The organism is Oribacterium sp. FC2011 (assembly GCF_000701645.1).
Taxonomy (GTDB): Bacteria; Bacillota; Clostridia; order Lachnospirales; family Lachnospiraceae; genus Oribacterium.
The window spans coordinates 1-10,685 of the sequence record NZ_JNJM01000041.1 but is presented as its reverse complement, the minus strand read 5'-3'; the positions used below and the strand labels follow the sequence as shown (position 1 = coordinate 10,685).

The 10,685-nt window shown below is 40.5% G+C and carries 21 protein-coding genes and 1 riboswitch; all 21 genes read right to left on the bottom strand.

The features are described from left to right. Window positions 1-10: 10 nt before the first annotated feature. Window positions 11-84: riboswitch (cyclic di-GMP riboswitch) on the bottom strand. A 306-nt stretch (window positions 85-390) separates the two neighbouring features. Further along, window positions 391-1,146: a YdcF family protein gene (locus tag T357_RS0117750; protein ID WP_031555493.1), complete on the bottom strand. Its 756-nt coding sequence runs from the start codon at window positions 1,144-1,146 to the stop codon at window positions 391-393. Between the two features lie 37 nt (window positions 1,147-1,183). Beyond that, window positions 1,184-1,789 (bottom strand): HD domain-containing protein, encoded by a 606-nt coding sequence (locus T357_RS0117745; protein WP_031555489.1) that lies wholly within the window; start codon window positions 1,787-1,789, stop codon window positions 1,184-1,186. After that, window positions 1,786-2,424, bottom strand: coding sequence for an alpha/beta hydrolase (locus T357_RS0117740; protein WP_031555486.1), 639 nt, complete (start codon window positions 2,422-2,424; stop codon window positions 1,786-1,788). The genes T357_RS0117745 and T357_RS0117740 overlap by 4 nt, the downstream gene beginning before the upstream one ends. A 55-nt stretch (window positions 2,425-2,479) precedes the next feature. Then, window positions 2,480-2,650, bottom strand: coding sequence for a hypothetical protein (locus tag T357_RS0117735; RefSeq protein ID WP_031555484.1), 171 nt, complete (start codon window positions 2,648-2,650; stop codon window positions 2,480-2,482). Window positions 2,651-2,882: 232 nt separating this feature from the next. Further along, window positions 2,883-3,404 carry an AlkZ-related protein gene (locus T357_RS19615; protein WP_242840147.1) on the bottom strand — a complete coding sequence of 174 codons (522 nt, stop codon included), beginning with the start codon at window positions 3,402-3,404 and terminating at the stop codon, window positions 2,883-2,885. Beyond that, entirely contained in the window at window positions 3,395-3,496 is a 102-nt protein-coding gene (locus tag T357_RS22380) for a hypothetical protein (protein ID WP_442944869.1), read from the bottom strand. The genes T357_RS19615 and T357_RS22380 overlap by 10 nt, the downstream gene beginning before the upstream one ends. 95 nt (window positions 3,497-3,591) lie before the next feature. Next, window positions 3,592-3,795 carry a UPF0158 family protein gene (locus tag T357_RS0117725; protein ID WP_049962549.1) on the bottom strand — a complete coding sequence of 68 codons (204 nt, stop codon included), beginning with the start codon at window positions 3,793-3,795 and terminating at the stop codon, window positions 3,592-3,594. A 43-nt stretch (window positions 3,796-3,838) separates the two neighbouring features. Next, window positions 3,839-3,964 carry a hypothetical protein gene (locus T357_RS21995; RefSeq protein ID WP_255342847.1) on the bottom strand — a complete coding sequence of 42 codons (126 nt, stop codon included), beginning with the start codon at window positions 3,962-3,964 and terminating at the stop codon, window positions 3,839-3,841. A gap of 84 nt (window positions 3,965-4,048) precedes the next feature. Next, window positions 4,049-4,561, bottom strand: coding sequence for an RNA 2',3'-cyclic phosphodiesterase (gene thpR, locus T357_RS0117715; RefSeq protein ID WP_031555479.1), 513 nt, complete (start codon window positions 4,559-4,561; stop codon window positions 4,049-4,051). Window positions 4,562-4,649: 88 nt separating this feature from the next. After that, the gene (locus T357_RS0117710; protein ID WP_031555476.1) at window positions 4,650-4,988 is read right to left on the bottom strand and encodes an arsenate reductase family protein; all 339 of its coding nucleotides are present in this window, start codon (window positions 4,986-4,988) and stop codon (window positions 4,650-4,652) included. Beyond that, window positions 4,985-5,233 (bottom strand): thioredoxin domain-containing protein, encoded by a 249-nt coding sequence (locus tag T357_RS19610; protein ID WP_197027376.1) that lies wholly within the window; start codon window positions 5,231-5,233, stop codon window positions 4,985-4,987. Before T357_RS19610 ends, T357_RS0117710 begins: the two co-directional genes overlap by 4 nt. 70 nt (window positions 5,234-5,303) lie before the next feature. After that, a complete protein-coding gene (locus T357_RS0117700; protein WP_029201160.1) occupies window positions 5,304-5,765 on the bottom strand; it encodes an RpiB/LacA/LacB family sugar-phosphate isomerase in 462 nt (153 codons plus the stop codon). A 115-nt stretch (window positions 5,766-5,880) separates the two neighbouring features. Further along, a complete protein-coding gene (locus tag T357_RS0117695; protein WP_031555474.1) occupies window positions 5,881-6,291 on the bottom strand; it encodes a peptide deformylase in 411 nt (136 codons plus the stop codon). Window positions 6,292-6,314: 23 nt separating this feature from the next. Continuing rightward, window positions 6,315-6,506, bottom strand: coding sequence for a hypothetical protein (locus T357_RS0117690; protein WP_090819992.1), 192 nt, complete (start codon window positions 6,504-6,506; stop codon window positions 6,315-6,317). After that, on the bottom strand, window positions 6,503-6,649 hold the full coding sequence (locus tag T357_RS21025; protein WP_081828246.1) for a DUF488 domain-containing protein: 147 nt from the start codon (window positions 6,647-6,649) through the stop codon (window positions 6,503-6,505). Before T357_RS21025 ends, T357_RS0117690 begins: the two co-directional genes overlap by 4 nt. Window positions 6,650-6,669: 20 nt before the next feature. Continuing rightward, entirely contained in the window at window positions 6,670-7,425 is a 756-nt protein-coding gene (locus T357_RS0117685) for a DUF6429 family protein (protein ID WP_330373150.1), read from the bottom strand. A gap of 114 nt (window positions 7,426-7,539) precedes the next feature. Next, a complete protein-coding gene (locus T357_RS20660) occupies window positions 7,540-8,403 on the bottom strand; it encodes a YdcF family protein (protein ID WP_197027375.1) in 864 nt (287 codons plus the stop codon). A 344-nt stretch (window positions 8,404-8,747) separates the two neighbouring features. Next, window positions 8,748-9,473, bottom strand: coding sequence for a metallophosphoesterase family protein (locus tag T357_RS0117675; protein ID WP_031555468.1), 726 nt, complete (start codon window positions 9,471-9,473; stop codon window positions 8,748-8,750). A 44-nt stretch (window positions 9,474-9,517) separates the two neighbouring features. Beyond that, a complete protein-coding gene (locus tag T357_RS19600; protein ID WP_049962546.1) occupies window positions 9,518-9,703 on the bottom strand; it encodes a hypothetical protein in 186 nt (61 codons plus the stop codon). A 37-nt stretch (window positions 9,704-9,740) separates the two neighbouring features. After that, window positions 9,741-10,085, bottom strand: a complete 345-nt coding sequence (locus tag T357_RS0117665) for a GNAT family N-acetyltransferase (protein WP_049962545.1) — start codon at window positions 10,083-10,085, stop codon at window positions 9,741-9,743. 191 nt (window positions 10,086-10,276) lie between these two features. Then, window positions 10,277-10,684, bottom strand: coding sequence for a GatB/YqeY domain-containing protein (locus T357_RS0117660; protein ID WP_031555463.1), 408 nt, complete (start codon window positions 10,682-10,684; stop codon window positions 10,277-10,279). Window position 10,685 lies beyond the last annotated feature (1 nt).

The window sequence follows — 10,685 nt, the reverse complement described above, 5'->3', positions numbered from 1 at the left end:
GCTCCATGAAGATTGCAACTGGCTGGCCTTTCGGCCCCTGTAGCTTTGCGTCCCCGGATTTCTCCGGGTTTGCCCAACTAAGATCTAGGTTGGATCTTAGTTTAAAGAGAAGCGAACCTTTTTTCGGTTCCTTTCTTTTCTCATCTTCTCTTTACAATTCTAATTATACTATTAATTATTTAAATTGCAATAGCTTTAGTTAAAAATAATAAATTAATTTTGAATTTTAATTTGTTTATTACGTTCCTGTTTTTAAGTTTTTCCTTTCTAAACGTTTTCTTATATCCTAATCCCATAATTAAGACAATTTCAGTATATTTTTGCCCAAAATATCGTCATCAATTAAATGTTGCCGACAGCTTCAGGGTAATCAATCCTCATAAGGAACCTCTATCTCATCTTCCTTAAATCCCTTCCAATACCAAAGCATTCCCTTACCATGTTGTTTGGAAGGTACCAGGGTACTGTATATGCTGCTATCCCACAAACTTCGTATTCCGTATACCTTTTTGCCAGATGAATTCCCCGGAAGACATGGAAATTGTTTGTCACTATACCTATCCTTAGTGTATCATCGCTTGTAGATTGATCCATTATCTCTTTTGAAAACAATATGTTTTCAACTGTATCCCTGGCTTCTGTTTCTGCGATGATGCGCTCAGGAGCAATGCCTTTTGAAATGAGATATTCCTTTCCCCCGTCTCCTTCACTGACAGTCTCATTCTTCCCTATTCCACCGGATACAATGCAGATAGTATCCGGATTCTTTATGAGATAGTCATATGCAGCATCAAGTCTGAATCTGTAGATCGTACTAGGACTTCCACCTTTCATCTGCGCACCAAGGACAATTATATAATCAAGATTTTCTTCACCTTTATCCTTGAAGTGAATTGCCATGGCAATGAAGCAGATGGTAAAGAATATTGCCGTTAGTCCGATTGTAAGGTAACCTGCACATCTTATCCCAAAGGGGATCTTAATCCACCTACCATTGCCTGAAAGATAGAATAAAAGGCCGAAAACAATTGCGCTGAATATCCATATCATAAATGAGAATGTCCCGCTTCCGACCATGTAGATACTGACAGAATAGATAAGGCTTAGAAGCGTGAATGCCAGAAACAAATATCTTATATAGTTCATTTCAATTTTTTCCTGTATTCCCCGAGAGTATTTCCCTTTATTGAGCCTGTTCTTCAGCAGCCATCTCTTTATTGATCGTGTCTTCACTTGCGGCCATAGCCTTAAGTGTCATGTCTAGGAGCTTGTCTAGCTCCCAGCCAAGCTGTTCTGCGCCTCTCTCTATTACTTCCCGGGAACATCCGGCGGCAAAACCCTTGCTCTTATACTTCTTTTTCAGGGACTTTAATTCCATGTCCTTTGTGCTCTTTGATGGTCTCATAATTGCCGCAGCCCAGATAAGTCCTGTAAGTTCATCTGCAGCAAACAGAACCTTTTCCATCTCATGTATAGGTTCCACATCTATTGTCACACCACAAGGTACAGTAATCCCATATCCATGTGAGCAGACAGAATGGATGATACCTTCATCTACCACGCCTTCCCTTAGTAAGGATACCGCTTTAAGGCAGTGTTCCTCCGGATAAAGTTCAAAATCAATGTCGTGGAGAAGTCCCACGATGCCCCAGCGATCTTCTTCATCCTCATATCCAAGCTCCTTCGCATACCACTTCATAACTGCTTCCACTGTCAGCGAGTGCTGGATATGGAAAGGATCCTTATTGTATTTCTTCAGCAAATTAAAAGCTTCTTCTCTCGTTATCATTTTTCTACCATCCTTTCCAGTGCCCATGAAAACGCCTTTGCAGTTCTTATATCAGCATCCTTAAAATGATTGCCCTTATTCCATTCAAGGAAAACGTCGAGGCCTTTCTCTTTTAAATATTCATATGCCCCGTTTATGCAGTCTCCTACTGTTGCCATGACCGGATTACGGGTATTCATTTCCTTGTCACCGAGACTTAAATAAACAGCATCTGTTTTGATCTCATTATCTTTCATATAAGCGATGAATCCCGGGAACCACATAGACGGAGATGCTGATGCTACAGCCTTAAATGTGTCTGTCTGATAAGAAGCCCATAAGGAGAATAACCCTGCAAGAGAATATCCTCCGATGATATATTGCTTATCCTTGTCAGTACAGAGCTTCAATATCCGGTCAAGAGTTTCCTTTGCACCATCGCCAAAATCTTCTTTTCCAAAAACAGCTTTGGCTTTCCATGGAGAAAGATCCCTGTTCCAGTTTTCAATCTTAACAGCAATCAAACGGAAGTCCTTATTTGAAAGCCGGATTATTTCATTTACCTCGTTTTCAATGGATGACAGTTCGTATTCATCTACAGGCTGTATAAGAACTATATCTGCATCCGGGCTTCCATATTCAAATGTATCCACCATACTGCCTCCGTTCTTTTTATAGCATCTAAATCCACAAACTATTCAGGCTTTATCATCATTCAATAGAGTATTCCAGCATCTCATATTTAAGCTTGCTGCCCTCTTTGATGTCCTCAGGTAGCAATGCCCTTGCAACGAGCATAAGATCATCAGACTCAATATCTATCCTTTTAAGATTTGCATAATCACCGTCGATGCTTACCACAACGTAATGTCTTGTTTCCATGGTTCAGTACTCCTTCCTAATATCCCTAAGACTAAAGGCATTTTTGAATTCTGCAATATCCTTTTCGCCACGAATAACCATTAACTCATACTACATATCGCGACATCTTCACGTACCTCTAGAACACATCCTGTTCCACAACATCAGCCTCATAATTGCCCGGGAAATCTCTTCGGAATGTGACCGGTCCTTCGATCTCCTATTTATAATCATATATATCCTCTGTCCTTAGTTACCTAAGGATCTTTTCAATCTGTTTTTGTTCTGCGTCCGGTAATATCTTTTTAAGCTGCTTTAATACGCGGACGTAGGATTCCTCCGGTGTCCGCTTATAGACTGAATTTTTAAACTTCTTTCCAAGGAACTTTTCGGGAGTTGAATACTCCGCTATTCCCCAGCCGTATTTATTACCGTACTTATCTGTAGAATAGCAAAAATCGCTTGTGATCACATAGCATTGTTTTTGAAGTCTCGTGATTATGGTATCAAAACCCTTTTTGCCATTCTTCGCGTAGCCGCCGTCCTTCTTGAGATCCTTCGATAAGGCAGGTGCCTTCAGATCCAGCAGCTCAAAAAGCTCCTTGTCATAAAATGATGCAAGACCATCATCGTATCTTGCATCAAAATCATACCCTTGTCTTCGGAAGTTCGCGAAATCAGGGAACCACTTAGGGCTTATGTACATGGCCTTGTTTCTAAGAAATTTTCCATAGGCACACTTCATTTTCCGAATCACAGGACCTTTCATTCCCATACCGGCCAGAATTCACTGTCAGCATCGTCATACCAGCATCCCGGCGCAATATGCTCCTCCAGTGAGAAGCCCTGTATCTCATTTGAAAAAATGGGACAAACCCCACCTCATCTATAAGTTCTATTAGTTCCTCCATGGAGCTAATCTCAAAATCATCTGAAAAAGTCATAATCCCTCTTAGCGATAATCATTCTTCATACTCAATGTCATTTGCCTCACACCATCTAGTAGCTATCCGCTTATAAGCTTTAGCCTGATAGTCATACCACTTCTGATCAATTCCGAGATCGTAAACAGTATCCTTAAAACGTCTGAATGCACCTCTCCCTTGTATGGCATGTGTCAGTTTCTTATATAACGCCCCTGACTGCGTTTTCACGAAAGCTTCCATGATGTTCGCTTTTCTTTTTAGTTTCTGCTATTCAGTATTATAATCAAGACTCTATACCAAATTCCTTCATAAGCCTGTCAAACCTTGTCTGTTCCTTTTCTTTAATGGGTTTTGAAAGGTCGTTCATGCAATGATGGATAACATCAGCATCCTTAAGTACTTCATCCATGGGACCATCTATATTAAGTTTGTCATCATGGCATTTCCTTTCCCGTTTATGCTTTCTCCTCCGGAACCATCTTTATAAACTATACTAAAATGCCTTAGCATACCCTATTTCCGTATAAATCATCCCATATTTTCCTTGATCTGATTTCATCAAGGAAATTCTATTTACTTTCATCGTTTCAACTATGGATTTTTCAGTCTGTTTCTCAAGCATGCTGGTACCACTGACTCGTCTTACAAACGTTATATGGGGCATAAAACTCTTTCTATCATAATCTATGTTGTTCTCAGAAAGAGCAAGTCTTAGCCTCTTCACATAGTCACTTAGATCAGGATTATCCTCTACATTGGCAAATATCATATCTTTAAACAACCTAAAGCCTGATACCCTGATTGTAAAAGCTCTAAATGACACATTACGCATTATTTTCTCAATGATTCTGGGATCATCATTCTCACCAATGAATACCAGTGTAATGTGGAGGTTCTCTTCTCGAATGAAGCTGCCTTTTATCCCGCATCTCTTCAAATCATTCTGCATCTTTAAAAGAGCATAATTCATGTTTTCATTAAAGTTTATCGCAATGAACAGGCGCATATTGCATCTCCTTGTAACATACGAAGTCACTCTATCTTCGGCAGGCTCCACCTGCCTAAAATCACTTACTGTTTTTTGAGATGATCAATCATATCCATGTTTTCCATAAATCCGGCTGGTAACCGATTGTAGAAAGCTTGCCGTTTCTCACTATAGGAGTCTTTATCACCTGTTGATTCTCAAGTATCTTTTCCAGCTTGTCTTCTTCTGCGATGTACTTTATAAGTGCCAGGGTATCTTTATCCTTGGCATCAGAGTTTATCATGTTCTCAATGCCACCGTTAGCCTGTGCTACGGAAGTAAATTCCCCCTTGCTAAGACCTTTTTCATTCATGTCAACAAACTGAAACTTTATGCCTCGTTCTTTAAAGAAACGCTGTGCTTTCTTCGTATCGTTGCACTTTTTCGTTCCAAATATCTGTATCATGTCATCACCTTCTCAAACCTGAACATTCCACCAGATGCCAGAAGCTTAAACATATCGTCTTCGCTCATCTCCGGCAGTTTCTTTGACAGCTCCATCTCGCGATATAGTTGTCCGCTGGTATTAAATAACTTCCTTAACGGAAGACCACTCTTCTCATGATACTCCCGGAGCATTTTCTCATCCGGATGATCATCCTTTATGTCGGTCATTGTATAAGCAATTTTATTGTCATCCAGCCACTTCATCGCTTTTTGCACGTTGAACATTTTTTATAGCAATATATCTTAACCATTTAAGATCCTTTCTCATTAGTGATTATTTCACCGGAACACAATGCTTGTCGTTGATATCACATACTTTCTGTACTCTTCTCCGATATTTTTCTTCCATAAGAGGTTCCGTAGTAAGCCATTTCTTAACTACTTCCATCGCCATAAGACCTCCAATGATCTTTGCGCCAAGACAAAGAATATTTGAGTCCGTATGCTCCCTTGCGAGTGTTGCGCAGAGCGGATCCTGGCATACTGCCGCATAACAGCCGTTTATCTTGTTTGCTATAAGTGCGCTTCCATAACCTACTCCGTCACAGAATATCCCCCGGTCACATTCTCCTTTTGCGACCGCAAGAGCTGCCGGGTAAACAAAATCCGATAAGTCACAGGACTCCTTATCATATGTTCCAAAGTCCTTTACTTCATGACCCTGTGATATGAGATAAGCCTTTATCTCCTCTTTCATCTCTGTTCCTGCGTGATCGTTTGCCATTGCTATTATCATAGTAACCCTCCTCGTATATAACTTATACCTGATTAACCTTACGCTAAGATAGATGTCAATGCAGCAAATATTGATGACAGAATCGCGTATAACAACCAAATATTACTGCCTCCTGTTATATCAACTGGCCTGAAAAATGGTCGATTTCATGCTGTATAACTTGTGCAATAAAATCATTATATTTACCGTGCTGCTTTTGGAAGTTCTGATCCAGGTAATCTACCTCTATTTCTTTGTAACGGGTGCAACGGTGCATGCCATCCAAAGAAAGGCAGCCCTCTTCCGTTTCATACTTTCCTGACTTCTTTGTGATTACCGGATTTATCATCGGAATAATTATAGGACCAACTGCAACCACTATTATCTGCTTGCATACACCTATCATGTTTGCCGCCATACCGACGCATCTTTCCAGATTTGCATTTAATGTATCTATAAGATCCTGGATCACTTGCTTATCCGCTTCTGTTGCGGATTCTGACTTCTGTTGTAAAAACATTGGATCTCTTACTATCTTTCTAACCATCGATGGTCTCCTTTGATATATTTTCAATTATGTTTCTTTAGTCCCAAAACAAATGCTACTATCTTTCCAATAAGCCCCAGTACAAATACATAGAAGCCGTTTATAATAAGTGTTTCACTAATACCCATATTGATTGCATACTTTATTCTAAGCTCCTCAGTCGAATCCTGATATGGAATGCCGGCCTTTACTATCAGATAGTATAAGCCGATCACGAAGATAATATTTCCTTTTCCCATGCATTAATTGCCGCTGATTCTTTCTTTATTCCCCTTGGCCAAAGCCGGTCAACAAGTATCCTTATCCCATCGTTTTCCTCTGGTGCTTTGTAAATTCTCTTAGTCCTGATACTGTACATACATTGTCGCCTCAATTCATCTAGAAATTAAGTCTTATCTCCATCTCATGCCATTTTTCACCGCCCCAATTGGATGCAGACTCTCCCAGGTCATCGAATCCAAATTTCCTGTACATTTTTATCTTTTCCTTATGACATGTCAGTATAAGTCTCTTCCGTCCGCGAGCCTGCTCTTTCCTGCAATAGTTAAATACAAGTTCCCTGGCAAGGCCCATTTTTCTGTACTCCGGAAGGACGTCAAGGCCCATAATCATTACTGTTTCTCCATCAGGCTCATGAAGGCTTTCATCAGTGAAAAATTCATCCCTGAATATACGTTCATTTGTTGCTATGCCGTTCAGGAATCCTACAATCTTTCCATCATTTTCCCTGTCTTTAATCACCAAAAACAGATCCGGCGCAACTTTGATACGTGCCTTCATATGTTCCGGGGTGCATGCTTCATTTGGAGGGAAGCATATCTGTTCGATCTTCACAACTTCATCTGATAACTCAGGTTTGATTTCACAAAACTCAAAACGTTTATATATCCCCGGTTCTTTTACATCAAGTTCTGGCAGCATACGTCTTGCTCTCTCACGACCTTTCTCCGTAAGATATGCATACTTATTCTTTGGATTAATGATAAGGTCTTCCTTATCAAGCCTTTCAATAGCATCAAAATCATAGTACTTCCACGCAAGTTCATTGAAGGGCCTGCCTTCCCCGTCATTAAAACGTGTAAGATACATAAGTGCCAGTATCATGTCATCAATGGCTTCTTCCCGTGTCCTCATTTTTCCTTTATCCTTTCAAGTATGGCTTAGAATAAGCAATCATCTTTCTCAAAATCTCTGATATTGTCACAATCTTTCCTCCAGATAGTAAGTATGCTTAATCTGTATAATATCTCAATGAAGCGGAGGCAGCCCGTGGATATCATAATTGTCATAGTAGATATCGAAAGCCGTTTCCACGTCCCCGAACAGCTCTATGAGCGCTCCTGCCTGAAACATGGTAGAAAGCGACCCGGAAGGTGCCTTCCATGCGGCATTGGAGATCACCTCAAGTTTTTCATTACCCGGAGCATTAGCCCTGAGAATCGACTCAGCCTTAAAAAGCAACTCCCCTGTTGCGATATGGTAGTCGCTCGACACAATTGCAAGTTTCTTTACTGACGGATAGAGAGATGTCAGAATGTCATAGGTGAAAATGGCATTCTGAGCAGTGGTTATGGAATTGTCCTCCACAATGACACGCTTTTTCTCAATTCCCTGTTCAATAAGCCACTTCGCCATTTCACCGGCTTCTGAAGCGGATTCGTTTTCGGAAGCTGTTCCGCCTCCCGTGCAGACAATATACGCATTCGGATACTTTTTTGCACTGTTAAGAGCAACGGTAAGGCGTTCAACAAGTTCCTCTTTCATTGTTCCGTCAGGATTCAGCTGAAAACCAAGAACAACGATGCAGAGTTCGTCCGTATCGGGCAGACCATCCGGCAGGATATCGTAATGGAGTGGCTGACCAAGCTCCTCGGAACTCCATAAATCCATGATTTCATTCCATCTTGTTCCTGCTACTTCATCTTCTTCGGCCAGTTTTTTTAACAGTTTATTTATTCTGTCATTTGCCTCCGCACCGTAGGTACCGTAATCCACCGCCATTTCTTCGACAATATTTTCTATAAGCTTTGGATCGTAAGATGTTTTATCGTTCCTGCTCCAACACCCTGAAAGAGAAAAAACAACACAGAGCATCAATATATATTTAATCATGTGTTTCATATTATTTTTTGATGACTTTATCAAGAGCTTGCCTCTTACAAATCGAATTTGCTTAATTGATGACCATGGCATTCTATCAATCCGGGATCTCGACATCTTTACCTGTATACAGATACCTGAGGTGGTAACCTGCAGAGGGATCACTGATATCCGAATATACAATACTTACACCGTAAGCTTGCGAAACATCCAGCGCCTTATCGCCAATACCATAGACATAATGGAAATGATATGTTTTCCTGTAAGAGATTCACCGGTAATGATGATAATCATACCCTTTTATCCAGTTCACCTCTGACTTTAGCATCCTTTACCGGATTCACCCAATTGGATTCTCATCTCTCATTTGTATTAGTATACGAGTAAAACTCTTCTCCTGAATCCAGACAGAATGCCGCAAGACGTCCGTTTGGAATGAATGCTCCACAATCAATGGCAATGTTACCCTTGTTTTTGTATATGCATCCGGGGTTTGGATTTCCTCTGATGATCTGAGTAGGAGTATGACCTGTGACAACATACTTGTTCGGGAAATATTGAGTATCGTAATTTGGTCTTTCCCATACAAGGTCTTTAAGAGTGTAGTCTTCTAGATCCTTTTCGCGACTGAAATTCCCAAGTCCGGCATGGACAAGAAGATAATCTTTTCCGGAAACAGAAACCTCCTCATATATCAAAAAATCCTTTATGAATTCAATGATATCCTTCTGCTCTTCTCTGCCAAGTTCCCTGAATTCCTTTATGGTCGTACCGCATCCGTTCCGCATCCATATGACCAGGTCGTTTAGTTTCTTTGCATCTAAATCAGCTATGGATTTTTCATTGATCTCGTTCATGAGAAATTCAAGACAATTAAGAGCCATAAGCTCATGGTTTCCCAGAAGGCAGATCACATTTGGCATCCCCATAAGCTTTCGCATAGTCTTTATAGGATATGGCCCACGATCAATGATATCCCCGAGAATGTAGAGTTTATCTTTATCTGTAAGCGAAATCTTCTCAAGCAGATCCATAAACATATCATACTGTCCGTGGATATCCGAAATTACGTATGTTGCCATGCAGCCGCCTCCGTTCTACACCATCTCCCCATAAATCTGCGCCACTACGCTGCCAATATTTCTGCACTATGTGGTCTCACATTATTTAGATACCTTATCATTCTCTGCATGGCTTTGGGACTTCCAAGCTGTTTTGCTATCTGATCACCAAATTCACCGGGGAATCCAAGGCTTATGATAACACTGACCAATTCATCCCGGCACAATGTCCACTCTTTATGATTATCCATATAAACTCACCATTCTTTTAAATTCAAGGAGTCTATATCATACTCCGTTTCTCTTAATCCCACATGCCGGACCACCTAGATTCTTTACTTTTTCGGCTTCTGCTTCAGGATCTGCTAAAACATCAGCATACTCAGGGTGTTTCTGGAACCATTTTATAGCGTAGGAGCATGAAAGCTCTGCCTTACGGCCATCTTCTCTAAGAAGGTTCGCTACATGTTCAGTTATTTTTCCGGCTATTCCCTGTCCACTCATAGACGGATCTACTTCTGTATGAGTAAGGTTTACTATCCCGGGTTTAACTTCCGGATATTCAAGTACTGCAATACGTTTTCCGTTCTCGTCTTCCAGCCAGGTGCAGTATTTGGTCGATTTAAAATCCATAAGTCACTCCTTTTTCTTTCCTGTAATCTTTCTATAGAAAGCATCCATGTATTCCATGACTATGATTTCTTATTTCTAAGCAATGCTATGGTTATCTTTGCGATCGCACAGCAAACTAAAAAAATTCCAATAAACTGTAAAAACTCTCATATGGTTACTCTTTAATTTCATGTGATTACTCTTTCTGGTACTTACTTACAAAGCTCTGCAACTATCATATTGATCACCTTGCCGTCAGCTTTACCTTTAAGAACCGGCATTATTTCTTTCATTATTGCTCCCTTATTCTTGGTTGCTATCACCTCAGCAAACTTCTCCTTCAAGAATGCCTTAATTTCATCCTCAGACATCATAGAAGGAGCATATTCCTTGATTACATCATATCTGAACTGATACTCTGCCTTGAGTTCTGCTCTATCGTCCGGACAAGTATCGATCTGTTCTTTCGCAGTCTTAAGAGACTTAAGAATCACCTGATCCACAAGGTCGTCACCTATATTGTCTCTTGATCCAGAGTCTATAGCCACTTTCTTAACATCTGATATAAGAGAAGAAATTGCATCTTTTCTAGCCTTATCTCTTGCCTTCATGGCTGCTATC